Source organism: Bradyrhizobium sp. ISRA430, from assembly GCF_029909975.1.
Classification (GTDB): domain Bacteria; phylum Pseudomonadota; class Alphaproteobacteria; order Rhizobiales; family Xanthobacteraceae; genus Bradyrhizobium.
Map to the genome: position 1 here is coordinate 3,740,910 of NZ_CP094516.1, position 24,425 is coordinate 3,765,334.

The following is a 24,425-nucleotide window of genomic DNA, read 5'->3' on the forward strand; positions in this document are numbered from 1 at the left end:
GTCAGAACGGCGCGACGGCGTCATAGATGCGATGCCCCCATCCAGGCTGCTGCACGTCCGACAGATTTCCGCGGCCGCCATAGGACACGCGCGCCTCAGCGATCTTGTCATAGGTGATCGTGTTGCCACGCGAGATGTCCCGTGGGCGCACGATGCCGCCGACGTTGAGCACGCGCATCTCCGTGTTGACGCGGAATTCCTGCGAACCGCTGATCATCATATTGCCGTTCGGCAATACGTCGGTGACGATCGCGGCGATCGAGAGCTTGATGTCCTCGGCGCGGTCGATCTGGCCGTTGCCCTTGATCTGGGTGTTGGTGCTGAGATTGGCGTTGGCCTGGCCTTTGTCGTTCCATCCCGCAACATCCATCAGCCAATCGAGGCCGAACTTGATCTGCGAATCGCGCGAGCGACCGGTCTTGTTGTCGAGCTTGGCTTTGTCCTGCATCGAGATGATCACCGTCATCACGTCGCCGACGCGCCGGGCACGCGGGTCGCGGTAGAGATCGGTGCCGTCGTCCCAGGTCGAACGATAGCTGACGGGCGTGCGCAAGCGGGGCGTCACCGGGATAGGATCGGCCGATGTCCTCAGGCCGCTGCCGACGGGCGACATTTGCGGGCCGGTCAGCAGCTCGGCCGGATCGTGGGAGCATCCAGCCAGGAATACGACCGACAGGATGAGGATCGGCTTCTTCATTTACTGCTCTTTCCGTCATCCACGCGACGCATTCCGCCAAGCAGATCGGCGAGATGCGCTGCGCGTGCCGAATCCATCTCATTGAAGATTGCGCTCGAGCTCCTGGGGCTGAGCTTGGCGAGAACGGCTGCGGCCGTCTCGTCCGCCATGCCCGCGATCTGGGTGGCTGCCGCTTCCGGCTTCATGCGCGAATAGATCTCGATCACGCTCGCTTCGGCCTTCTTGAGGAACTCGTCACGCAGCTCCATCCACTTCTCGTATTCGGCCCGCTTGGCCTCGACCTCGGCGATCCGCTCGCGGAGCTGGTTCTCGGCTTTCTCCAGCTCCTTCAATTGCCAGGCGAGCCTGGCATCGACGGCCGAGTCGGCGACGTTGCTGCAAAACAGCGCGACCTCGTTGTCCGGTGTTGCGGATGCCGCGGGCGGCGCCGGCTTCGGCGGCGCGGTGACGCTGCCGGGCTTTGCCGTCCGAACCGGCGTGGGCGTGGGTGCCGGCGGTGGAGTTTCAGGAGCTGGCACCGCACCGGTGATCGCAGGTCCAGTGTCTTCCGCCGCCCAGGCGGTCGCCCTGGCCGAACCGGCGTCGCTCACTAACGATGTGGCTGGCGGCTTCTGGGCGCCCGGAGCACGTGCGCGCGCGAAGGAGAGCAGGTTGAGCGGCTTCGACGGCTTCGCCTCATCCAGCGCCAGCACGGGCGAAGCGCTCGCCAGCGCGGACACCGCGACCAGGAGGAGGACTTGCGCTTTGTGATCCATCTTCAGCATCGGGCCGCGTGCGATTCTCGGTCGAGATGAGAGCATTGGGTGACCAAGCTTGCACGACGCTTATGCATCATTGGACGATGACATCGGCCTGGAGCGCGCCGGCCGTCTTGATCGCCTGGAGAATGGCGATGATGCCGGACGGCTTCAGTCCGATCTGATTCAGCCCGCGCACCAGGCGCTGCAGATCGACACCGCTGAGGATCGCAACCTGCGCGCCAGCCTCGTTGGCCTCGACGACGGTCTGGGGAACGACGACTGTCTGCCCCCGCGAGAACGGCGCCGGCTGCGACACCACCGGCATCTCCGTGACACGAACCGTCAGATTGCCGTGCGTCACCGCCACCGTCGAGATCCGCACGTCGCGCCCAATCACCACCGTGCCGGTGCGCTCGTTGATCACCACCCGCGCCGGAGTATCCGGCTCGACCGTCAACTCGCCGATTTCGGCGAGGAAGCGGACCGGGCCGATATAGCGCGGCTTGGACAGCACGATGGTCCGGTAGTCACGCTCGAAGGCGATCTGCGCGCGGTAGCGCCCGCCGGCGTAGCGGTTGATGGCATCGAGGATTCGCGTCGCGGTGACGAAATCGGGGTTTTTCAGCTCGAGCACCAGGAATTCCATCTCATGGAGACTCCCCTGCACTTCCCGCTCGACCAGCGCGCCGTTCGGAATCCGCCCGGCGGTCGGCGTGCCCTGGCTGACGTTCTGCGCCTGGCCTCCCACGCTGTAGCCCGCGACGGTGACGGCACCCTGCGCCACTGCATAGACGGCACCATCGGCGGCCCGCAACGACGTCATTACCAGCGTGCCGCCGAGCAGTGATGTCGCGTCGCCGAGCGACGACACCGTCACGTCCATGCGTTCGCCCGCCGCGATCGAAGGCGGCAGGTCCGCGGTCACCATGACGGCGGCGACGTTGCGCGTGCGCAGCGTCGTGGGCCGCGCGGTGTTGTTCGTGCTGGTTGTGTCGTTCCTGACGTTGATGCCCATGTTTTCGAGCATCGACTGGAGCGACTGCTCCGTGAACGGCGCATTGCGTAGCGTGTCGCCGGTGCCGTTCAGGCCGATGACGAGGCCGTAGCCGACGATCTGGTTTTCGCGCAATCCCTTGATGTCCGCGATGTCCTTGATGCGGACCGCGGCCTGGGCATCGGCCGTGGAGACGACGAGAATCAGCGCGAGCAGAAATCTGATCATGACCCGTCCACGACCTTGACGGTGCCGTCCGGCTGGACGATGCCTCGGATGACCACGCCGGTGTCGGTGTTTCGTACCGGGATGAGCGCCCCAGCCGCGCCCGATTGCATCGCCGAGCCATACGTCACGATCGACAGGCCGCTGTCTTCGACGACGACCTTGACCATGGCGCCGCGGGCGACGGTCCAGGGATCCTCCACCGCGTTCGTGGGTATGGGCTGGCCGGGCAGCAGCGTGCGCCGCGCCATGCGTCCCACCAGGACCTGGCGTCCCTCGATGAACATGGCGACCCCAAGCAGGTTCGACGCGAAGGCCCGCTCGGTGATCATGTCGTCCTTGATCACCTCGCCGGCGCGGATCGACACGGCCGGCACCGGAAGCCGCCGCTCCTCGGCCAAAGCGACCCGCGCAGAGAAGAGAAGGAGGAGCGCGGCGGCCAACCCACGCGCGATCAGGCCCACCCTGTTCAACATGGATACACCGAAACTAGCGAAGGCCCTTCGACACCGTCGAAGCCATCTCGTCCGAGGCCTGGATGACCTTGGAATTCATCTCGTAGGCGCGCTGGGCGGAGATCAGTTCGGTGATTTCCTTGACCGGATCGACGTTCGAGGCCTCGAGATAATGCTGATTGATCTTGCCGTAGCCGGAATCACCGGGCAGCCCGACCACCGGCGTACCCGACGCAGTGGTCTCACGATAGAGATTGCCGCCCAGGGGCTCTAGCCCCGCCTCGTTGGCGAAGTTCGCGAGGTTGAGCTGGCCGATCTGGCGCGGATTGATTTCCGTGTCCAGTTTGGCGAAGACCTGGCCGGTCTGGTTGACCGTGACCTCGACAGTTCCTTGCGGCACCGTGATTGCGGGATCGATCAGGTAACCGTCGAGCGTGACGAGCTGACCGTTTGGATTGGTGTTGAACGATCCGGCGCGGGTGTAGAGCACCTCGTTGTTCGGACCGAGCACCTGGAACCAGCCGCGGCCGTTGATCGCCATGTCGTAGGTGTTGCCGGTCTGCGTGAGCGCGCCCTGGATGTGCAACTTGCGGATCGCCGCCGACTTGACGCCGAGACCGAGATTGGCGCCTTCCGGAATCGGCGATGCGCCCGAGACGTTCGAGACACCCTGCATGCGGTCCATCTGGTAGAACAGATCTGTGAATTCCGCGCGCGCCCGCTTGAACGACGTGGTGTTGATGTTGGCGATGTTGTTCGCGATGACCTCGACATTGGTCTGTTGCGCGTTCATACCCGTGGCCGCGATGGCGAGCGATTTCACAACTTCACTCCTTCAGATCAAATCGACATCCGAACGACTTCTTGGTAGGCCTGCACGACCTTGTCGCGAACCGCGACCGCCGTCTGCAGGGCCTGCTCGGCCGACATCAGCGCCTCGACGACGCGCCGCGTCGATTCCTTGCCCTGCATTGCCGAGATCGACGCCGCTTCGCCCGCCTTCATCGTTCCGATTGCGTCCGTCGTCACCTGCTTGAGCACGGAATCGAAGCCGAGGTCGTCGCCCGATTGAATCGCGGTTGCCGCGGGCGAGATCGCCTGCGTCTCGGTCGCGCGAGTCGCCGCCTGGCCTGCGGAAATCGCCGTGGATGAAATCGCCTCAAGCATTGTCAGCTCCTCAGGAGATCGATGGTCATGCCCAGCATCGACCTCACCTGTTTCACGACCTGGAGATTGGCCTCGTACGACCGGTTGACTTCCCGCATATCGGCCATCTCGATCATCATGTTGACGTTGGGAAGCTTGACGTAGCCGGCCTTGTCGGCGGCGGGATGCCCCGGGTCGTATTCCACACGGTACGGCGTGGTATCGACCCCGATTTCCTTGACCTTCGCAAGCTGCGCGCCCGAGGCACGGTCCATTGCGGCATCGAAGGTGATCGTCTTGCGCTGATACGGATCAGCGCCGGCGGTGCGCCCCGTCGAACTCGCATTCGCAAGGTTCTCCGAGACGATGCGCATGCGCGTCGACTGCGCTTCGAGCCCGGAGCTTGCGACCGTCAGTGAGGCGCTCAGTGAGTCCAGCATGTCAGTTCACCTCAGGTCTTCGCGCTCGACAGCAGCATGCGGTGAAACGACCGCACGATCGCGGAGTTCATCGAGTAGTCGCGATTGACGTCGCTGCCCTTGATCATCTCCTGCTCGAGACTCACCGAGTTGCCGGAGTGAACCACCTCCCAGCTATCCTTCTTCGCGATCGCACGCGTATCGGTCTCGGCTGCGGAAAGCTGCATGTGCGAGGGCGACGTCATTGCGAGCCGCACCGGCGTTCCGTCGAGCACCTTGTTGAACGGCTCGACGTCGCGGGCCTTGAAGCCGGGCGTATTGGCGTTGGCGACGTTGGTGGCGATCGTCGACTGACGGAGTTCGAGCCAGCGCGCCTGCGACGATGCGAGTTCGAAGAGATAAAGCGGTCCCACGACAGTCCCATTCTGGTCTATTCGGGAGAATGTTAGAATCGTAAGCTTTCCTCAGGCTGATGGGCGGGGCGTTATCCGCACAAATTCACTGAACCTTTTCGGCGCGCGGTGACTGCTTCGACTGCAGGAAGTAGATGATCTCTGCTACGGGTCGGAAGAATTCGGGCGGAATCACCCGATCGACCTGAACCGCCTCGTAGAGCGCGCGCGCCAGCGCCTTGTTCTCGATCACCGGAATTCTGTTTTCCTCGGCGACCTCGCGAATCTTGAGAGCGATCGCGTCCATGCCCTTGGCGAGCACGAGCGGCGCCGGATTCTCTTCGCGCTTGTAGCGCAGCGCTATGGCAAAATGCGTTGGATTCGCGATCACCAGCGTTGCGCGCGACGCCGAGGCGATCATGCGCTGACGCGAGCGGTCGCGCGCCAGCGAGCGCAAGCGCGCCTTGACCAGCGGATCGCCCTCCGCCTGCTTGTGCTCGTCCTTGATCTCCTGCCGCGTCATGCGCAACTCGCGCCGCCAGTGGAAGCGCGCCCAGGCGAGATCGATCGCGACCAGCACGATCGTCGCGATGCAGATCGCCGAGACGATCCGCATTGCGATGGTCAGAATCATCTCCGGCAGCGCCACGGGATCGGTGTACATCGCCTCGAAGGCCTTCGCTTCGGATGAGCGCAGCACGAAGCCGACGACGAAGCTCACCGAGACGAGCTTGAACAGCGACTTTGCGAACTCGACGAGCCCCTGCGTTCCGAATATCCGGTTCCAGCCCTTGGCCGGAGAGATCCGGGACAAGTCCGGCTGGATACGCTCCAGCACCAGGCGCGGTGCGTTTTGCAGCAGCGACGCTGCCAGCCCGAACACAGCCAGGATCGCCACCAGCGGAATCAGGAAGCGCATCGCCTGCAGGCCGACCACGGTGAGGAGGTTCTGCGCGTCGGCCGCGGTGCTCAGCGGGAAACCCTCGGGATCGTCCAGGAAGCTCTTAAGGGTCGGCGTGAGCTGCTGCACGCCCTGACCGATCAGGAATGCCTGGATCACCATCAGCGCCGCCATGGAGGCGAAGATGGATGCCTCCCGAGAGACCGGAATTTTGCCCTGTTCGAGCGCATCGCGGACTTTCTTCTCGGTCGGCTCTTCTGTCTTGCTCTCCTGGTCGGATGTTTCTGCCATGCCTGCTCAGCGGTCAGCGGAAGACCAGCTCATCCTCCTGCTCGGGGTTGAGCTCGATTTCGCCCTTCTCCGCGAGGTCAAGCGCGAGGTCGGTGATGACGCGCCGCGCCTCCAGGACATCGCGCTGGTTCGACGGCTCGCCGATGGCAAGCTCGTGCTCGACGACGCGGCGCACGCGCGAGGCGACCGAGGACAGGATCAGCTCGCGGAAGCTCTTGTCGGTTCCCTTCAGGGCGACGACGATGCGGTCGGTCGGCACCTGATCGAAGATCATGGTGCGCGCCTTCGGCGTCAGGTTGACGACGTCGTCGAAGGTGAACAGCAGCTCCTTCAGCACCTCAGCCGATTTAGGCCGCTTCTCCGACAGGCTCTTCAGCATGTCCTCGATATGGCCGCGCTCCATCTTGTTGATGATGTCGGCGACGCGCGCATAGGTATCGGCGCCGAGATTGCGGGCGAAATTCAGGGTGAGGTCCTCATGCATCGTCTTCTCGATGATGCGCATCGCGTCGTCGACGATCGGCTTGAGGCTGAGCACGCGCCGCATCAGCTCGTTGCGCAGGCTCGAGGGAAGCTGGCTCATGACCTTCGCGGCGCACGCGGGCTTGACCTTGGACAATATCAGCGCTGCGGTCTGCGGATGCTCCTTGGTGAGGTAGCTCGCGAGCGAGTTCTCCGACACCGACGACACGCGGTCCCAGACCGAGCGGCTCGAATTGCCGAGCAGGTCCGACATGATCTGGGAGACCTGATCGGCCGGAAGGACGTCGCCGAGCACGGCCTCCAGGCCGCCGAGCGTGCCGAGGATGTTGGCGCCCATCGAGAACTGCTGGGCGAACTCCTCGACAATCCCCTCGAGCTCCTGCGCCGTGATCGGCCGCAGCTCCGCCGCGGCCTTGGTGACGATGCGGATCTCTTGCGGCTCGAATTGCTGAAGCACGCTCGCGGCCGCCTGCCGACCCATGGCCAGCAGGAGCGCCGCGACCTTTTCCGTTCCGCCCAGCGTGGCAACGCCTCGCTGCTTGACGGGAGCGATGCCGACCGGTGCCGCCATGATCAGGTATCACCTTGCCCCAGCGGTCCAACGATCTCCGTCAGCGACACGCCGAAACGAGAATTATCCTCTTCGACCACCACCACCTCGCCACGGGCGACGATGCGGCCGTTGACCACGACGTCGACGGGCTCGCCGACCCGGTGATCCAGCGGTACCACGGCGCCGCGACCGAGTTTCATCAGGTTCGCCACGGGAATTGTCGCCGAGCCGAGCACTACCTGCATGGTGACGGGAATGCGCAGGATCGCGTCGACATTGGCGAACTTTCCGGTCTCTTCCGCCGTGCGCGCGGCGATCTCCGCCAATCTCTCCAGCGGAGAGGTGTCGGCATGCCCCTCGGGCGCCGATGCTCGATTGGAAGACTCGTAGTCGAAAGATTGCGCCATCGTGTATCGCCTCTTGGTAATCCGCTCCCGGAGCGCGGCTCCGGAATCATTCCCCTGCTTGCGCGTCGACGTCGGCTGACGTTCCCGTCATCCGCGCCTGACCGGCCCCCGCCTCAATGCCTGTCCGTATCGCCGCCCGTGGTCGCCGCCGGCATAAGTCCGCGCCGCGCGTCCAACGCCGCGATCGCCTCATGCGCCTGATCGATCTTCGCCGTCAGAACGTTCGCGAGCCGCCCGAGATTGGCCGTGGAATCGTGCGCAGCGGTAATGACCGTGTCGAACGCGCCCGCGGTCTCGTGTACGATCGTCGTGAACTCGCCCTGGTAGCTGCGCAGCCGCGCCAATTCGCGGTGCATCCTGGTCACCCGCATGCTGGTGAAGGCGAGTGCGACGAGCAGCACGGCGTCAACGAGATAGGATATCATCGACAAACTCCCGCTTCTGATCGACGGGATCCGCCACCTGCATGGCATAGTAGCCGTCAAGCTGGCCGATCTGGCACCAGAACAGCACCTGGTTGTTGCTCTCGAGCCGGGCCAGCGTACGCGGCGTGGCTTCGAGCTCGAGCACTTGCCCGACATGAAACTTCACGACGTCGCCGAGGGGCAGTATCCTCTCGTCCAGCACTGCGCTCAGCGTTATCTCAGTCCGATGGACCTCGCTCTCCATCTGCTCTCGCCAGTGCGGATCGGCCGCGCGGCCGTCGCTGACGACGACATGGGCGAGTTTCTGCCGCAGCGGATTGAGCGCCGAGTGCGGAATGATGAGGAACATCTGGCCGCCGCGGTAGAGCGCCTGCAGCATGATGTTCGCACAGATCGACATGTTGCCGCTCCGCCCGATCGCGAGCGAGGCCATGGCAGTCTCGACCCGCTCCAGCCTGAACGTGACTTCCGAGGTGCCGGCGAAGGCGGATTGCAGCGACTTGGCGAAGCGCTCGAACAGCGCCTGCACCAGGCGGAGCTCGATGTTGGAGAAGGATCGCTCGACATCGATCGGCGGTTCAGCGCCGTCGGATCCGAACATCGCCTCGACCATGGTGAACACGAAGTCGCGGTCGAGCATGATGATGACGCGGGAATCCCACTGCTCGGCATAGAGCACGGCGGCGACCGCGTTGGCCTCGTAGTCCTTGATAATGTCACCGACGCGATCATTGGTGATGCCATTGACCGAGAAATAGCAGGGCGTCCCCGCCATCGGCTGCAGGCTGTCCGTGCACGATGCCGCCATGCGATCGAAAATCACATTGAGCATCGGCATCCGCTCGATCGAGATGCCGGCGGCATCGAGCAGGTAGTTCGGCAGCCGCTTCTGCTGGTCGACGTCGAGACCATCCATCATCATGCGCGGGCAGCCTTCGGTTCGGCATCGGCAACCACCACCTTCGGCCCGGCGATGGTCTCATTCTCGACGACATCGATCGAGGGCCGCTCGGTGCTCGCGATCATCTTGCGGCCATGCTCCACCGCGATCTGCGGCATGGCGCCGTTCATGAAGGCGAGCAGGGTCTGCTTGACGATGATATAGGGCCGGCACCGCTTCTCGCGCGTCAGCTTGATCTTCAGCGCGAAGGGCGAAATGATGCCATAGGACAGAAAAATGCCGGCGAATGTGCCGACCAGGGCGGCGCCGATGAAGCCGCCCAGCAGCTTCGGCGACTGGTCGAGCGCGCCCATGGCCTTGATGACGCCGAGTACCGCAGCAACGATACCGAGCGCCGGCAACGCCTCGGACACCACGACCAGCGCGTTGTAGGGCGTGAGCTTGCTCTTCACGATGGTGTGAATCTCCTCGTCCATCAGTGCCTCGATCTCGTGCGTGCGCGCGTTACCCATGATGATGAGGCGCACGTAGTCGCAGATGAACTGGAGCAGCGCCGCATCCCCCAGCACGCTCGGGAACGCCTTGAAGATTTCCGAGGACGAGGGATCGTCGATATGGGCTTCCACCTCGTTGCGACCCTTGCCCCGCAGCTCGCGCATCAGGGCATGGAGCGCTCCGAGCAGGTCGAGATAGTAGCGTTCACCTGGCACCGCGCCAGTGACGGCCTGCATGGTCGCGAGACCCGTATCCACGACCACCTTCCACGGATTGGCCACGATGAAGGTGCCGATCGCGGTGCCCATGATGATCACGAACTCCCACGGCTGCATCAGCACGGCCAGATGCCCGCCCATCGCGGCAAATCCGCCGAGCAGTGCCGCGACCGTGATGATGATCCCTACGAAACTGCCCAACGCGCCGCTCCATCGCCGATCCCATCGGCAACATCTATGCGCCGACGCTTGCGCGAGGCTGGCTTGCCCGCCGTCAGCCCCGCGCAAGCAATCCGCGGCAGCTTGAGATCCTGTCGCAACTGCGGCCGGAGAGGTGCCATGCTGTCCACGATCGCGGACTACACGAGAATAACCAAGGACATGGGCAAGTCGCTGACGCTCGTCGCGAAGGAGCCGGATGTCAGCCGTGAGACCGACTATTACCTTGCCAACATCGGCAAGGTGAAGACCATCGACGATTTCCTGAAGGACTATCGGCTCTACTCCTATGCGATGAAGGCCTATGGCCTCAGCGACATGACCTATGCCAAGGCGTTCATGCGCAAGGTGCTGACCGAGGGTGTCGCGAACAAGAACACCTTCGCCAACAAGCTGACCGACACCCGCTACCGCGAATTCGCCACCGCTTTCAACTTCGCCGCCCTCGGCAGCAACGCGACCCAGACCACCCAGGCCACGACCGGCACGGCGACCCAATATGTCACGCAGACGATGGAGCAGAAAGCCGGCGACCAGAACGAGGGTCTTCGGCTGGCGCTCTATTTCACGCGCAAGGCCTCCACGATCACCAACGCCTACCAGATCCTCGCGGACAAGGCGCTGACGCAGGTGGTTCAGACGGCGCTCGGCCTGTCGTCGACCGTCAGCTCGGCCGACATCGACGCCCAAGCCAAGATGATCACGAGCAAGATCAAGCTCACCGATTTCCAGGACCCGACCAAGGTGAACAAGTTCGTGCAGCGCTTTGCCGCAATGTGGGATGCGACCCAGGCCCAGACCGACAACTCGACCAACCCCGCGCTGGTCCTGATCGGCGGCGCGTCGTCGATGACCAGCATGGATACCGACATGCTCTCGAAGCTCCAGTCCATCCGGTTCGGGAAGTAAGTCATGCAATCGGCTCTTTATGTGGGACTGTCGGCGCAGGTCGCGCTGGAGAAGCGCCTGCAGACGATCGCCAACAACGTCGCCAACGTGAACACGGCGGCCTTCCGCACCGACGTGGTGAAGTTCGAGACGGTGCTGTCGAAAGCGGGCGCCAATCCCGTCGCCTTCTCCTCGCCCGGCGACAACATCATCTCGCGCGAAGCAGGCAATATCACCGAGAGCGGCAACCCGCTCGACGTCGCCGTGGTCGGACAGGGTTGGCTCGCCTTCGCCGGTCCGAACGGCACGGTCTATACGCGCGACGGCCGCCTCCAGATCGCCCCGAACGGCGACCTTCAAACGGTGAGCGGTTTCCCCATCATCGATGCGGGCGGTGCACAGCTCACGCTCGACCCGAATGGCGGACCGGTCGCGATCTCGCGCAGCGGTGCGATCACCCAGGACAACAACGAGATCGGCACGATCGGCCTGTTCAACATTCCCGCGGACGCCAATCTCGACCGCTACGGCAATTCGGGCGTCGTCCCCGACCGGCCTGCGACCGCCATCTCCGATTTCACCCGGGACGGCTTCAAGCAAGGCTATGTCGAAGGCTCCGGCGCCAATCCGATGCTCGAATTGACCCGGCTGATCTCGGCCTCGCGCGCCTTCGACGGCACCAATTCGCTGCTCGAGGGCACCGAGAGCTCGTTGCAGAACGCGATCCGAACGCTGGGCGAGCCCGGAAAGTAGACTGCACCTCGCGCGCCATGATTGTGGACAATTTCCTTGAACGCTCTCCGGCAACTTGAGTGGGCACTGCTGGAGCTTCAGCAGAGCACCCCCCTTGCAAGCGTCAGCGGCGCGATCTCCGAGATCGCGCCGACGCATTTCCGCGTCTCCGGCCTGTCGCGCTTCGTCAGGCTCGGCGAGTTGATCGGCGTCAATTCGGCGGGCAAGCCCCAGATCGGCGAGGTTGTCCGGATCGATAGCGACGGCATCATCGCCAAGCCGTTCGACCGGCAGTTCGCAGGCGGCCTCGGATCGATCGCATACCGGATGCCGCCATTGTCCTTCGCGCCCGATCCGAGCTGGAAGGGCCGCGTCATCAACGCGCTCGGCGCGCCGCTGGACGGACAGGGTCCTCTCACGCCGGGATCGCGGGCCGTGTCGGCGGAGACGGAGGCACCGCCGGCGATGAAGCGGGCGCGCGTCCACAAACCCTTGCGTACCGGCGTGCGGGTCATCGACCTGTTTGCGCCGATCTGCGCCGGCCAGCGCGTCGGCATTTTTGCCGGATCCGGAGTCGGCAAATCCACGCTGCTGGCGATGCTCGCCCGCAGCGAAGGCTTCGACACCGTCGTGCTGGCGCTCGTCGGCGAGCGCGGCCGCGAGGTGCGCGAATTCATCGAGGACGTGCTGGGCAATGACCGCGCGCGCGCCGTCACCATCGTATCGACGGGAGATGAAAGCCCGATGATGCGGCGGCTGGCGCCGAAGACGGCGATGGCGGTCGCCGAATATTTTCGCGACCGGGGCGAATCCGTCCTGCTCGTGATCGATTCGATCACGCGCTTCGCTCATGCCGCCCGCGAGGTCGCGCTCGCCGCCGGCGAGCCCGCGGTCGCGCGCGGCTACGCGCCGACCGTCTTCACCGATCTGCCGCGTCTCCTGGAACGGGCTGGCCCCGGCGAGGAGGGGTCCGGGAGCATCACCGGCATCTTCTCCGTGCTGGTCGATGGCGACGATCACAACGAGCCGATCGCCGACACCATCCGCAGCACGCTCGATGGGCACATCGTGCTCAGCCGGCACATTGCCGACCAGGCACGCTATCCGGCCGTGGACATGCTGGCATCCGTCTCCCGTCTCGCCCATAACGTCTGGGATCCCGAGGAGCGCGAACTCGTCAGCAAACTGCGCGCCATGATCGCCAAATACGAGGACACGCGCGACCTCCGCCTGATGGGCGGATATCAGTCCGGACGCGATTCGAGCCTTGATCAGGCGGTCGACATGGTCCCGAGGATCTACAGCGCAATGCGGCAAGACGCTTCGGCTCCACCAAGTGCCGATCCGTTCCGCGAACTGCGCGACATGCTCAAGGGCGACTAGCGGCCAATTCCGCCGCGCGGCGAGGCCATGCATGCGCTTCGGCGTTAATCGCAGAAGAGCTGCGGCTTGGCTGCAGCGGAACACAGCCTGCAAATGCGGCACTGTTTCCCTCGCAGCAGCGTTAACCGTTCGGATGACTACCCTTAGCGGGACGCGAACAACCTCTGCGTGCAATCCATACACATTCCCTCGCTGATTCTGCAGAACCGATTGCGCAAGTTGTGGATGACGCGAGGACGTACATCTTCGTCATGCACAAACTCTGATCAACTTGCATCGAACGGAGCCAGCAACATGCGTGCAAGTAAACCGTCGTATACTTTACCGCAGCTCGCTTGATACATAGAGCACACCGTTCGCCATCATGTCTTCTCCGTAGCGAGATCGAGTTGAATGTCGTGAACGTCTGCAACGACATTCCGTCTCCGAGGGCGTCTCTACTTGATTTTATTGAGAAGCTCATTCATCGTTTCGGCGGAATATAAGAAACGTGCTTGTGACTTGAACTCAGGGGCTTCGGTTGACCAATTCCGATCCATCGTCCGGTCGTGACGGCAACCCATCGGATGTCGCCGGCTATCCAGCTTCTCGCGAAGGATTCGTGCGCCAAGGCGGAAAGCGGCTTCGGGGCGCCGCAGGCGAATTTCCCGGGGCGAGGTAGACCCATGCCGTTGGCACGCGAAGCGGTCGAGCTGCTGATTCAGGCGGCGAGGGCTTGGTATTTCGAAGGCGATCAACACGGATTGCGCGACCGGGAATGGATGGCACTGCGCTTCCTCGGCCGCGCCAACCGCTTCTCGCGCACGCCGTCTGCGCTCGCCGGCTTCATCGGCGCCACCAGGGCGACGGCATCGCAGATCGTCAAGACGCTCGAGAGTAGATCCTTCCTGGTGCGAAAGCCGTCGCACGAAGACAAGCGCTCCGTCGTGCTCCACGTCACCGCGCAGGGCGAGAAGTGCCTGAACCAGCACGATCCGATCAATCACGTGCTGAACGCTGTCGCCGCGCTCGGCGCCGATGAGTGCATGAGGCTGCGTGACTCGCTGACGAAGATTCTCAATCACCTCGATGCGACGCATCAGCGGCTCGATGCCAGCATCTGCCGCGACTGCATGTTCCTCGCCGAGCGCAGCCCGGCTACCGGCAAGGCACCTGCAAACGCGGAGTTCATGTGCCGGCTGTACCGCGCGCCCATCTCGCTCGAGGAGACCGAACTCCTCTGCACGAGCTTTGAGCGCACCCGCGACCGTCCGAAAATCGAGGACCATCTCGATCGGGCCCGCGTCGCCAGCCAGGGTTGACGCGAGGGACTTGGGCTTGATGCGTCGTCGGCGTGTGCAATTTCCGAGTGAATGTTGCAGACATCGTGCACACCGTCTCTACGGACTCGTCATTGCGAGCGCAGCGAAGCAATCCAGGCTGCTGCCGCGGAGGGATTCTGGATTGCTTCGCTGCGCTCGCAATGACGGAGTGTGGGCGGCAGTTCCTCATCCCGAGGAGCGCGGCACGCGCATCTCGAAGGATGAAGACCCCGCTGTGGCCTCGCCCTTCAAGACGCGCGCAAGAGGCGCACTCCTCAGGGTGAGGGTCGCCAATTTTGACCGCCGCAGCATCTGATTTCCATTTCGACAAAGACACACCTTCGCCTTCTCGCGGCGGATTTTCGCCCGAGCTTTGCTTCATCTCGTCACCCCCTTCTAGCCAAGAGGGCGCAGGGAAGGCCGGGTGCCGGCTGGCACCCGCAGGTCCGCTGTGCGCATGTAGCGCAAAAAGAACTGCACAGCGGCAGACAGGTGAAGCCCAACACACGGCCTTCCCTGCGCAGTGGTTTGACGGCTTATGCCGCGCTCTCCCGGGAGCCGATTTCCCTCTGGCCTCCCTCGCCCTGCGAATTGACGGTGCCGTCCACCCGGTTGGGCTCGCGTGCACCTTCGCGACAGGCTTGACCGTAGCAACGACGGCCAGGACCACACGGTTTTGCCGTACGCGCGTTCGCTGATCGCCACAAGTCACCGGCAGTGTGCACACGCGCCGGAGAGTGTTGGCGAGACGAATCTTGCAGCGCCGCTCGTCTGCACGTGGCCTCGGGCTCACAGGGACGACCCGCCCTGCCCGCGCCTCTCGTGCCGACGCTGCCGCGTCCACCGCAACCCGGTCCGCGAAATCGTGACGACGTACGATCGCCCCTCTTGGTGGACCGGGATGGGAGACCATACGACAAATCCGAATTTCGGTAAAGCAGAATATTTTAGGCGTCCGTTCTTGACAAGTTTTGCGAACGGCGCAGGTGTTTTGCCCGTCGGGTAACATGGGACCTCGTAGCCCGGACGGCAGCAAACGCGAACGAAGCGGGAATGCGCACCAACCTTGTATGCATTATACCAGTTGCCATCGTGACGGACTTCGCTTTACATGCCGCCCCAATCCGTCCCGGACCACGGCCGGGCCAAATACGGCGTGATTTGTCGGAGGAAAGAGCATGGCGCGCAACATTCTGATCTTGGGGGCTTCTTACGGCTCGCTGCTGGGCTCGAAGCTGTTGATGGCGGGGCACAACGTGACCCTGGTCTGCCGCGCCAAGACCGCCGAGCTCATCAACCGCGACGGTACCGAGGTGCGCATCAAGCTGCGCGACGAGGCGGTGCACCGCGCGATCTTCTCGCGAGACCTGCCCGGCAAGCTGGATGCGGTGACGCCCGCCAATGTCGACGTCTCGCGTTACGACATGGTCGGCCTCGCGATGCAGGAGCCGCAATACACCAACCACACCGTCCGGACTCTCATGGTCAAGATTGCCGCGGCGAAGCTGCCGTGCCTCTCGATCATGAACATGCCGCCGCTGCCCTACCTCAAGCGGATTCCAGCACTCGCAGACATGGACCTCGAGGAGGCCTACACCAATGCACAGGTGTGGGAGCGGTTCGAGCCGGGCCTGGTGACGCTGTGCTCACCCGATCCGCAGGCATTCCGTCCGCCGGAAGAAGCGGCGAACGTGCTGCATGTCGGCCTGCCGACGAACTTCAAGGCCTCGGTGTTTGCGGACGAGAAGCACAACAAGGTGCTGCGCGAGCTTGAAGCCGACATCGATGCGGTCACGCTCGACGGTCACGACGTGCCGGTGAAGCTGAAAGTGTTCTCTTCGCTGTTCGTGCCGCTGGCGAAATGGTCGATGCTGCTCACCGGCAACTATCGCTGCATCACGCCGCACGATCCGCAGTCGATCCGCGACGCCGTGCACGGCGATCTCGCACGCTCGCAGACGATCTACGATCATGTCGACGCGATCGCCCGGCGCCTCGGTGCCGACCCGCAGGACCAGGTGCCGTTCGCAAAATACGCCAAGGCCGCCGAGAGCCTGCTCAAGCCGTCATCGGCGGCGCGGGCGGTGGCGGGCGGCGCCCCCTTCATCGAACGCGTCGACCTCCTGGTGAAGCTGATCTCGCATCAACTTGGCACGCCCAATGCCGAGATCGATCGCACGGTCGAGATCGTGGATCAGAAGCTGAACGAGAAGATCGTGCAGGGCGGATCCGGCGCGCAATGATCAAGGTCGGCGCGGTAGGCTTGGCCGCGCCGAAGCTAACTGGACCTCATCGGCCCGGCTTCTTGATGCAGACCGGGTCGCCCTTGGGCACGGCCTTGCAGTCCCAGTCCGGGCCGAAACCTGTTGCCTGATGGAAGTTCGGAAAGCCGACGACGACAAAGACGAAGATGCACGTCACGGCGAGCGCGATCGAAATTCCGATGATGTCGGCGCGCGTCGGATACCACTGAAGCCATTTCATCGGGACCAATCCAGGTCGCAGTCCTTCGCGTATTTCTTCATCTCAAGCATAATCGCGCCGGGCCGGGCGCGAAAGCGCCCGGAAAATCGACCCTTCCCATCGTGATTTGGCCCGAACCGGACCATTCCCGTGGCCCCCATTTGCGCAAACATCGCATACATGCGACTTGTAGCCGTACGCAGGTTGCCTATCACGGGCTGCGACGGGCTGGATGCCGGTTTCCCCGGCCTCGGTTCCGGGTCCGCCGCGACAGCCGGTTAGAAAGCGGAAGAACAAGTAGAAGACGATGGATCAGGCGACGTTGCAGGTCGTTCGCGCGGTGGAGGCGGGCGCGACGACGATGAAGGGGATCCTTGACGCGACCGGATTGTCCCGCCTCAAGGTCGAGCGCGCGCTGAACGCCCTGGAGAAGCAGAAGCTTCTCGTTCGCGATGGCCAGGGCTTCAAGCCCGTCGGTCGACAGGCACCGCCGCCGCCTTCCCGACAATGCGGATCGTGCAATGCCTGCTGCGACATTCTCGAGGTTGCTGCCGTCGACAAACCGGTGAACCAGTTGTGCAAACATTGGCAGACGGGAACGGGATGCACCATCTATGACCGCCGTCCGCAGATGTGCCGTTCATTTGTCTGCGCCTGGCTGCAAGGCCATCTCGACGATGACTGGTTTCCCGAAAAGGCGGGGCTCGTGGTGCATTTCAGCCAGGACGCCGTCAACGTGACGGTTGATGACCATTGTCCCGATCGCTGGCGCGAAGAGCCCTACTTCAGCAAATTGTCCGAGTGGTCACTGAACGGGATCAGGCGGATCGGAAACCGCGGCTATGCGACCCTCGTCGTCTCCGGGCCCGACAGATTCCTGCTGCTCGGCCGCACCATCGTCCCCGATCCCACGCTGTTCGGCACCGCGTTCCTGCCCCTGACGTCGGACACGTTCCGTTTCTGGAGAGCGAAGTCGCCCGAGCATTTGCAGCGGCTGCACGAGCGCGTCGCCGAGATCGAGCGCATCCGGCAGGAATTCGGCTCCTGCGCCATCCCTGAAAATGAGGATGACGATCCTCACCCGCCCTACCGGCCCGCCCTGCTCCGATTGTCGAATCTGGCGGGCGCCTGAGCGGCGCGGCCAGCCTGAGCATGCATCGACGTGTTCCCTGAACGCCACCGTGGGCAACGCAGCGTGATTCGCCATGCACCGCTCGACGGGCCGCGATCGGATTGATAAGCCGCTTGCCGCGAAGGAAGGCTTTGAGTCGGGACATGACGGTTGCGATCGAGATGGGGCAGACCACGGCGGGCGCCGCGGCAGCCATGGACCTCGAGGAGCTGCTCGCCACCCGCCTCCTGGTGCAGGGCAATTCCGGCTCCGGCAAATCGCATCTCTTGCGGCGCCTCCTGGAGCAGAGCGCGCCCTGGGTACAGCAGGCCATCATCGATCCCGAAGGCGATTTCGTCACGCTGGCCGAGCACTTCGGCCACCTCGTGATCGACGCAGAGGATCATACCGAGCGCGGGCTTCAGGTCGCCGGCGAGCGCGCGCGGCTGCACCGCGTTTCCACCGTGCTCAATCTCGAAGGGTTGGATGCCGAGAACCAGATGCGGCGCGCGGCGGCGTTTCTCGGCGGCCTGTTCGACATCGATCGCGACCACTGGTATCCGATGCTCGTGGTTGTGGACGAGGCGCAGCTATTCGCGCCGGCGGTTGCGGGCGAAGTATCGGACGAGGCGCGCAAGCTTTCATTGGGTGCCATGACCAACCTGATGTGCCGCGGCCGCAAGCGCGGACTTGCCGGCATCATCGCGACCCAGCGGCTGGCGAAGCTCGCCAAGAACGTCGCGGCGGAAGCCTCGAATTTCCTGATGGGCCGCACCTTCCTCGACATCGACATGGCGCGCGCCGCCGACCTCCTCGGCATGGAGCGGCGGCAGGCGGAAACCTTTCGCGATCTCGAGCGCGGACAGTTCATGGCGCTGGGACCGGCACTGTCGCGCCGGCCCTTGCGCCTCAATATCGGTCCGACCGACACTAAGCCGCGCAATGCCACGCCACGGCTATTGCCGCTGCCCGAGGCGACGCTGGAGGATGCACGCGCGGTGATCCTCGCCGCGCCGCCGCCGGAGGCGAACCGCCCACAGCGCCGGCCCGCGCCGGATCTGCTGGAGCAGCTCAGGGCGGCGAAGTCCGCTGCGACGGAAGCCCGCCCCGAGGCGATCGAGCTGCCGGTCAGCGCGGAGGAGCTCGCGGAGCGGCGCGAACGCGTCGACCGCACCTTGCGCGCCGTGCTGGCCGAACCCGACGCCGGCTTCCGCGCCATCGGCGTGCTCTATCAGGAGTTCGTGGTCCGCTGCCGCATCGAGGGGCTCGGCTCGGCCGTGCCCGACCTCAACGAATTCCGCCGCATGCTGACGCATGCGCGCGCCGGGCTCGGCACCGAGCTCGCCGAGGACGACGCATGGCAGGAAGTTACGCTGCGCGCCTCGATCCTGCCTGACGACATGCAGGGCGTGTTCATGATGATCGCCCGCGCGGCCAAGGAAGGCTGGCCCTGCCCGGGCGATGCCGCGATCGCACGCGCCTATGGCTCGCATTCGCTGCGCCGCGCGCAGCGGCTGCTCGGCTACATGGAGGAGCAGGGCCTGATCGTCTGCCAGCTCGACGGCGGTGGACGCAGGATCGTGACTCTGGTGGAGCTCGCCTGGGCGACCGCGCCGGGCGATCCCAACGGCGATGACTTGCCGGTAGAGCAGGCTCAGAGCGCAGCGTCTGCTTGAGCTTGGTTGTCCGTAAAGACTCGGCGATAGAGCACGATCGAGACCAGCCAGGCGATTGCGAACAGCGCGATCACTGCGAAGCCGACATTCGCAAGTGACTGATTGAGGCCGTCGATCAGCGACCACACCCCGCCGGAGCGATCAAGGCGGTCGCCGATCAGGCCAAGCGCCTCGATGCCGCCGATGAACAGGGCAACCGCGACGGAGGCGCCGGTGATGGTGAGGTTGTACCAGAGCTTTCGCAAGGGATCGACGAAGGCCCAGCGATAAGCGCTCACCATCAGCGCCGAGTCGGCGGTGTCGACCAGCGCCATGCCGGCGGTGAACAGAGCGGGGAATACCAGGACATGCGCAAGCGAAACGCCGCGCGCGGCCTCGGTGGCGGAGATGCCGAGCAGCCCGATCTCAGTCGCGGTGTCGAAGCCGAGCCCGAACAACAGTCCGAGCGGATACATGTGGCAGGGTTTCGTCACCAGACGGAACATCGGGCCGAGCAACCGCGCCAGAAATCCGCGATTGGCGAGCAGCGCATCGAGCCCTTCGGCGTCATGAATCCCATGCGTGCGCGCCGCGCGAAACGTCCGCCACAGGCCGATGAAGATGACGAGATTGAGGATCGCGATCACGAGCAGGAAGATCGCGGAGACCGAGCTGCCGATCAGGCCGCCGATGGATTTGAGCAGACTGTCACCGCCAAGACCGACCACGCCGAGCGCAAGCAGCATGGTCGCGACCACCACGACCGTGGAATGGCCGAGCGCGAAATACAGTCCCGCGGATCGCGGCACCTCGCCCACATGCATCAGCTTGCGCACGACATTGTCGATGGCGGCGATGTGGTCGGCGTCCACGGCGTGGCGGAGGCCGAACACCCAAGCAAGCAGCGCGGTCGCCATTACCGCGGGCCGGTCGGCGAACAGCGCGAAGGCCCAGACCCATGCGGCGATATTGGCGATGACGAGCCCGCCGAACAGCAGCACCGCTTTGGGCTCGACCACCCGCAAAGACCACTTCGTCACGAACACATTCCCGCCAATCGCACTGTAGTATGATATTTCTATAGAATGATCACACCGGCTAGCGCAATCCCGGACTACCGAGATGGATCCCGTAGCAAGACCGCGAGTTGAAGTGCCTTCGTTGCGGCCCATCCTTCGAGGCGCCCGCTTGAGCGGGCTCCTCAGGATGAGGTCTTGGTTTGCGGTCGCTGCTCCCAGCAGCGTCATTGCGAGCGCAGCGAAGCAATCCAGGAGCCTGTCCGCGGATGCATTTCTGGATTGCTTCGCTGCGCTCGCAATGACGGAGTTTGGGCGGCGACGTAGCTCTTTCAATTCAGGTCTGAAGCGGCAATCAAAGTTCACATCCTCCCCAGGATGAGGTCTTGTTTCGTGGCAAATTCGTCGACCCTCATGATGAGGAGCCCGCGCGTGCGGGCGTCTCGAACCATGAGGCCGTTATGCGGCCTCAGAGCCGCCCAGATAGGCGTCGCGCACGCGGGGATCGTCCTTCAGCGTCCGCGCCGGGCCGGAGAGCACGATCTTGCCGGTCTGCAGGACATAGGCTTCATGCGCGATCTCGAGCGCGAGGCTGGCGTTCTGCTCGACCATGAAGACCGACACGCCTTCCTGGTTGATGGTCCTGATCAGCTCCAGCACGCGGTCGACATAGAGCGGCGACAGGCCCATGGTCGGCTCGTCCATCACGATCATCCGCGGGCGGCTCATCAGCGCGCGGGCCATGGCGACCATCTGCTGCTCGCCGCCCGACAACGAGCCGGCGCGCTGCGACAGCCGCCGGCCGAGTTTTGGAAACAGCGTCAGCATCCGCTCGAGGTCCTGCGCCACCGCGGCTCGGTCGTTGCGCACGAACGCACCCATCAGGATATTCTCCCTGGCGCTCATTTCCGAAAACAGCCGCCGCGCCTCCGGCACCGAGGCGATGCCGCGGCGGACGATCTGCGGCGTGGAAAGTCCGAGCAGCGGGGCGCCGTCGAAGGTCACCTCGCCCGAGCGCGGCTTCACCAGACCAAGGATGATCTTCATCGTGGTCGATTTGCCGCTGGCGTTACCGCCGAGCAGACAGACGATGTGGCCGCGCGCGACGCTGATCGACAGGTCGAAATGCACCTGCGCCTGGCCGTAGAAGGTGTTGACGCCCGACAGCGCCAGCAACGGATCGGCGGTGCTCGTCATGCCGCTGTCTCCTGCTCCTCGCCCTGCGACAGGCCATGACCGAGATAGGCCTCGATGACCTTGGGATCGTTGCGCACGTCTTCGCCCAGGCCTTCCGCGATCTTCTTGCCCTCGTCCATGACCATGACGCGGTCGGACAGGCGCATGACCATTTCGAGCTTGTGCTCGATCAAGAGGATGGTCAGGCCCTCCGCCTTCAGCTCGGCAATCAGCGCCTGCATCTCCGCGGTCTCGGTCGGGTTCATGCCGGCGGTGGGTTCATCGAGCAGCAACAGGTGCGGCTTCAGCGCAAGCGCCCGCGCGATCTCGACGCGGCGACGGTTGGCATAAGAGAGGCTATAGGCCGGCTGATCGATCCGCGGCAACAAACGCTCGCCGAAGCGCGCGAGAATGACCTTCACCTCCTCGCGCAGGCGCTCCTCCTCGGCCCTGACGCTCGCCGGGCGCAGCAGCGCCAGCCCCAATTCCAGGAGCGGGCCGATCACCGGCACCGCCGGCTTGACCGCGCGCAGCCGCGTGTGGGCACCGATCAGGACGTTGTCCATGACGCTGAGATTGCCGAAGACACGGCCGAGCTGGAACGTGCGCGCGATGCCCTGCCCGGCCAGCGTTTCCGGCGCAAGGCCGGTGATGTCCCGCCCTTCGAGACGAACCTCGCCGGCATCGGGCCGGTCGTGCCCGGTCACGAGGTTGAACAGAGTCGTCTTGCCGGCGCCGTTCGGGCCGATGATGCTGACGAGCTCGCCCTTGGCGAGGTCGAGATCGATGGCGTCGACGGCAGTCAGGCCGCCGAACCGCCGCGTCAGTCCGCGCACGGACAGCATCGGAGCGCCGGAGGCAGTCGTGAGATGCGCGTCCATCAGATCGTCCCCAACAGGCCCTGCGGCCTGAACCGCACCAGCAGCAGGAGCACGATGCCGTAGATCAGGATGCGGTATTCCGCCGCGATCCGGAACACCTCGGGCAAGCCGACCAGCGCCACCGATCCGACGACGGCGCCGACCACATTGCCAAGGCCGCCGAGGATCACGACCGTCAACGCCAGGATGGATTGCTGCGTGTTGAAGGTCTCGTGATTGATGTAGGAATAAAGATGCGCGGCGATGGCGCCGCTGACGCCTGCAGCGAAGCCGCCGAAGATGAAGGCCAGCGACTTGTAGCGGTTCAGGCTGAGGCCGTAGGCGCGTGCAGCGATGTCGTCGTCGCGAATGGCGCGGAAGCTGCGGCCAAGATGCGAGGTGAGCAACCGCCCCTGCAGCAGTGCCAGCACGATCATGACGGCAAGGCTGAACCAGTAGACCGACGACGCGCTGATCAGGTCATAGCCGAACAGCGACAAGGGCGGAATCCCGGAAATGCCGATGGGACCGCGCGTCACGCCCTCCCAGTTCAGGATCACCAGCGACACGATCTCGCCGATGGCGAGCGTCGCGATCGACACGTAATGCCCGCGCAGGCGGAATGACGGCGAGATCAGCGTCGTGCCGAGCGCGGCGCTCATCAGGCCGCCGGCGATGACGGCAAGACCGACAGGAACGGACAGGCTCAGCGACAGCAACGCCGACGTATAGGCGCCGATCGCCAGCAGCGCCGCGTGTCCGAGCGAGACCTGGCCGATCGTGCCCGCAACCAGCGTCAGGCTGAGCGCGAGCATGCCGAGCAGCCAGGCGTTGATCAGGGTCTGCAGCACGTAGAACGACACCGGAAACAGCGGCAGGATCGCAAAGCCGCCGACGGCGACAGCCAAGGCCCAACGGGGAATGCGAACGGGACGGCTCGGTGCAATGAAAGTGCCGGTGAGCGGCTCGGGCGGCGCCTGCCGAGCACTTGCGAACAGGCCGTTCGGCCGCAACACGAGCACCAGCACCAGCAGCAGGAATGCAAACAGGTTGCGATAGCTGGTGCCGAATACGGCGACGCCGTAGCTTTCGACAAGTCCGAGCAGCAGACTGCCGACCACGGCGCCGGGGACGTTGCCGGCACCGCCGACCACCTCGGCGACGACGCCTTTCAGCGTCGCCTGCAGGCTCATCGCCGTGTCGATCTGGTTGTAGTACATGCCGACCAGCATGCCGGAGACGCCGCCGAGCGCGGCGGCGATGCCGAACACGGCCTGGTTCACGCGGTTGACGTCGACGCCCATCTGCATGGCCGCGTCGCGGTCCTGCGCGGTGGCACGCACCGCCCAGCCGAGCTTGCTGTAGCGCAGGAACACGAACAGCAGCAGCGCACTGGTGATGCCGACGCCGGCGATCAAGAGGTCGAGCGGGCCGATCGTTCCATTGCCTACCTGGAAGCGGACGTCGGGGAGCTGGCTCGGCAGCGCGCGCGGGTTGGGCGAAAAGGTGAGCATAACGATCTGGTCGAGCACGAAGCTGATGCCGATCGTCGCGAGCAGCGGCGCGATGCGCGCCGAATTCTGCAGGGGACGCAGGCCGAATCGCTCGATGATCAGTCCGACGAGCGCGGCGGCGACCGCGACCACGATGATGGTGAGGGGAAGCGGCGTGTGGAGCTGCACCACCGCCACCCAGCCGATATAGGCGCCGACGAGATAGATCGAGCCCTGGGCGAAATTGATCAGGCGGCTGACGCCGAAGATCAGCGCGAGCCCGACCGCAACGAGGGCATACACATTGCCGACGATCAGCCCATTGATCGTGTAGTCGAGCCAGGAGGACACGCGGGGTTCCTAGTGAAGGGAAAACGGGCCGGAGT

26 protein-coding genes are annotated in these 24,425 nt (G+C 64.3%); 7 read left to right on the forward strand and 19 right to left on the reverse strand.

Annotated elements, in window-relative coordinates:
• Position 1: 1 nt before the first annotated feature.
• The 14 genes from flgH to motA all read right to left on the reverse strand — a co-directional run bounded on the left by flgH (position 2) and on the right by motA (position 9,943).
• Positions 2 to 697 (reverse strand): flagellar basal body L-ring protein FlgH, encoded by a 696-nt coding sequence (gene flgH, locus MTX21_RS17860; protein WP_280966085.1) that lies wholly within the window; start codon positions 695 to 697, stop codon positions 2 to 4.
• On the reverse strand, positions 694 to 1,461 hold the full coding sequence (locus tag MTX21_RS17865) for a MotE family protein (RefSeq protein WP_280966086.1): 768 nt from the start codon (positions 1,459 to 1,461) through the stop codon (positions 694 to 696). The genes flgH and MTX21_RS17865 overlap by 4 nt, the downstream gene beginning before the upstream one ends.
• 67 nt (positions 1,462 to 1,528) lie before the next feature.
• Positions 1,529 to 2,659 carry a flagellar basal body P-ring protein FlgI gene (flgI, locus tag MTX21_RS17870; RefSeq protein WP_280966087.1) on the reverse strand — a complete coding sequence of 377 codons (1,131 nt, stop codon included), beginning with the start codon at positions 2,657 to 2,659 and terminating at the stop codon, positions 1,529 to 1,531.
• Complete coding sequence (gene flgA / locus MTX21_RS17875) at positions 2,656 to 3,132, reverse strand: flagellar basal body P-ring formation chaperone FlgA (protein ID WP_280966088.1); 477 nt, start codon at positions 3,130 to 3,132, stop codon at positions 2,656 to 2,658. Before flgA ends, flgI begins: the two co-directional genes overlap by 4 nt.
• Positions 3,133 to 3,145: 13 nt before the next feature.
• The gene (gene flgG / locus MTX21_RS17880; protein ID WP_280966089.1) at positions 3,146 to 3,934 is read right to left on the reverse strand and encodes a flagellar basal-body rod protein FlgG; all 789 of its coding nucleotides are present in this window, start codon (positions 3,932 to 3,934) and stop codon (positions 3,146 to 3,148) included.
• 17 nt (positions 3,935 to 3,951) lie between these two features.
• On the reverse strand, positions 3,952 to 4,278 hold the full coding sequence (locus MTX21_RS17885) for a flagellar hook-basal body complex protein FliE (RefSeq protein WP_280966090.1): 327 nt from the start codon (positions 4,276 to 4,278) through the stop codon (positions 3,952 to 3,954).
• 2 nt (positions 4,279 to 4,280) lie between these two features.
• The gene (gene flgC, locus MTX21_RS17890) at positions 4,281 to 4,697 is read right to left on the reverse strand and encodes a flagellar basal body rod protein FlgC (RefSeq protein ID WP_280966091.1); all 417 of its coding nucleotides are present in this window, start codon (positions 4,695 to 4,697) and stop codon (positions 4,281 to 4,283) included.
• Positions 4,698 to 4,708: 11 nt separating this feature from the next.
• Complete coding sequence (gene flgB, locus MTX21_RS17895) at positions 4,709 to 5,089, reverse strand: flagellar basal body rod protein FlgB (RefSeq protein ID WP_280966092.1); 381 nt, start codon at positions 5,087 to 5,089, stop codon at positions 4,709 to 4,711.
• 85 nt (positions 5,090 to 5,174) lie between these two features.
• Positions 5,175 to 6,260: a flagellar biosynthesis protein FlhB gene (flhB, locus tag MTX21_RS17900; RefSeq protein ID WP_280966093.1), complete on the reverse strand. Its 1,086-nt coding sequence runs from the start codon at positions 6,258 to 6,260 to the stop codon at positions 5,175 to 5,177.
• Between the two features lie 13 nt (positions 6,261 to 6,273).
• Complete coding sequence (locus MTX21_RS17905) at positions 6,274 to 7,314, reverse strand: flagellar motor switch protein FliG (protein ID WP_280966094.1); 1,041 nt, start codon at positions 7,312 to 7,314, stop codon at positions 6,274 to 6,276.
• A gap of 2 nt (positions 7,315 to 7,316) precedes the next feature.
• Positions 7,317 to 7,703, reverse strand: coding sequence for a flagellar motor switch protein FliN (gene fliN / locus MTX21_RS17910; RefSeq protein ID WP_280966095.1), 387 nt, complete (start codon positions 7,701 to 7,703; stop codon positions 7,317 to 7,319).
• 113 nt (positions 7,704 to 7,816) lie between these two features.
• Positions 7,817 to 8,128 carry a hypothetical protein gene (locus MTX21_RS17915; RefSeq protein WP_280966096.1) on the reverse strand — a complete coding sequence of 104 codons (312 nt, stop codon included), beginning with the start codon at positions 8,126 to 8,128 and terminating at the stop codon, positions 7,817 to 7,819.
• Positions 8,109 to 9,050, reverse strand: a complete 942-nt coding sequence (locus MTX21_RS17920; protein WP_280966097.1) for a FliM/FliN family flagellar motor switch protein — start codon at positions 9,048 to 9,050, stop codon at positions 8,109 to 8,111. The genes MTX21_RS17915 and MTX21_RS17920 overlap by 20 nt, the downstream gene beginning before the upstream one ends.
• Complete coding sequence (gene motA / locus MTX21_RS17925) at positions 9,047 to 9,943, reverse strand: flagellar motor stator protein MotA (protein ID WP_280966098.1); 897 nt, start codon at positions 9,941 to 9,943, stop codon at positions 9,047 to 9,049. The genes MTX21_RS17920 and motA overlap by 4 nt, the downstream gene beginning before the upstream one ends.
• 138 nt (positions 9,944 to 10,081) lie before the next feature.
• Here motA and MTX21_RS17930 point away from each other — a divergent pair, with 138 nt between their 5' ends.
• The 5 genes from MTX21_RS17930 to MTX21_RS17950 all read left to right on the forward strand — a co-directional run bounded on the left by MTX21_RS17930 (position 10,082) and on the right by MTX21_RS17950 (position 16,508).
• Positions 10,082 to 10,870 (forward strand): DUF1217 domain-containing protein, encoded by a 789-nt coding sequence (locus MTX21_RS17930; protein WP_280966099.1) that lies wholly within the window; start codon positions 10,082 to 10,084, stop codon positions 10,868 to 10,870.
• Between the two features lie 3 nt (positions 10,871 to 10,873).
• The gene (flgF, locus tag MTX21_RS17935; RefSeq protein ID WP_280966100.1) at positions 10,874 to 11,602 is read left to right on the forward strand and encodes a flagellar basal-body rod protein FlgF; all 729 of its coding nucleotides are present in this window, start codon (positions 10,874 to 10,876) and stop codon (positions 11,600 to 11,602) included.
• Between the two features lie 36 nt (positions 11,603 to 11,638).
• Complete coding sequence (gene fliI, locus MTX21_RS17940) at positions 11,639 to 12,964, forward strand: flagellar protein export ATPase FliI (protein WP_280966101.1); 1,326 nt, start codon at positions 11,639 to 11,641, stop codon at positions 12,962 to 12,964.
• A 665-nt stretch (positions 12,965 to 13,629) separates the two neighbouring features.
• The gene (locus MTX21_RS17945) at positions 13,630 to 14,265 is read left to right on the forward strand and encodes a MarR family transcriptional regulator (protein WP_280966102.1); all 636 of its coding nucleotides are present in this window, start codon (positions 13,630 to 13,632) and stop codon (positions 14,263 to 14,265) included.
• A gap of 1,178 nt (positions 14,266 to 15,443) precedes the next feature.
• Positions 15,444 to 16,508, forward strand: coding sequence for a 2-dehydropantoate 2-reductase N-terminal domain-containing protein (locus tag MTX21_RS17950; protein WP_280966103.1), 1,065 nt, complete (start codon positions 15,444 to 15,446; stop codon positions 16,506 to 16,508).
• Positions 16,509 to 16,554: 46 nt separating this feature from the next.
• Here the strand turns inward: MTX21_RS17950 and MTX21_RS17955 are convergent, their stop codons facing one another.
• Positions 16,555 to 16,749 (reverse strand): hypothetical protein, encoded by a 195-nt coding sequence (locus tag MTX21_RS17955; protein ID WP_280966104.1) that lies wholly within the window; start codon positions 16,747 to 16,749, stop codon positions 16,555 to 16,557.
• 286 nt (positions 16,750 to 17,035) lie between these two features.
• Here MTX21_RS17955 and MTX21_RS17960 point away from each other — a divergent pair, with 286 nt between their 5' ends.
• Both MTX21_RS17960 and MTX21_RS17965 read left to right on the forward strand, forming a co-directional pair.
• Positions 17,036 to 17,860: a YkgJ family cysteine cluster protein gene (locus tag MTX21_RS17960; RefSeq protein WP_280966105.1), complete on the forward strand. Its 825-nt coding sequence runs from the start codon at positions 17,036 to 17,038 to the stop codon at positions 17,858 to 17,860.
• Positions 17,861 to 18,003: 143 nt separating this feature from the next.
• A complete protein-coding gene (locus tag MTX21_RS17965; protein ID WP_280966106.1) occupies positions 18,004 to 19,515 on the forward strand; it encodes an ATP-binding protein in 1,512 nt (503 codons plus the stop codon).
• Here the strand turns inward: MTX21_RS17965 and MTX21_RS17970 are convergent.
• The 4 genes from MTX21_RS17970 to MTX21_RS17985 all read right to left on the reverse strand — a co-directional run bounded on the left by MTX21_RS17970 (position 19,494) and on the right by MTX21_RS17985 (position 24,390).
• Positions 19,494 to 20,534, reverse strand: a complete 1,041-nt coding sequence (locus MTX21_RS17970) for a HoxN/HupN/NixA family nickel/cobalt transporter (protein WP_280966107.1) — start codon at positions 20,532 to 20,534, stop codon at positions 19,494 to 19,496. The genes MTX21_RS17965 and MTX21_RS17970 overlap by 22 nt on opposite strands.
• Positions 20,535 to 20,969: 435 nt before the next feature.
• Positions 20,970 to 21,707 (reverse strand): ABC transporter ATP-binding protein, encoded by a 738-nt coding sequence (locus MTX21_RS17975; RefSeq protein ID WP_280966108.1) that lies wholly within the window; start codon positions 21,705 to 21,707, stop codon positions 20,970 to 20,972.
• The gene (locus tag MTX21_RS17980; RefSeq protein ID WP_280966109.1) at positions 21,704 to 22,567 is read right to left on the reverse strand and encodes an ABC transporter ATP-binding protein; all 864 of its coding nucleotides are present in this window, start codon (positions 22,565 to 22,567) and stop codon (positions 21,704 to 21,706) included. The genes MTX21_RS17975 and MTX21_RS17980 overlap by 4 nt, the downstream gene beginning before the upstream one ends.
• Positions 22,567 to 24,390 (reverse strand): ABC transporter permease, encoded by a 1,824-nt coding sequence (locus MTX21_RS17985; protein ID WP_280966110.1) that lies wholly within the window; start codon positions 24,388 to 24,390, stop codon positions 22,567 to 22,569. Before MTX21_RS17985 ends, MTX21_RS17980 begins: the two co-directional genes overlap by 1 nt.
• Between the last annotated feature and the right edge of the window lie 35 nt (positions 24,391 to 24,425).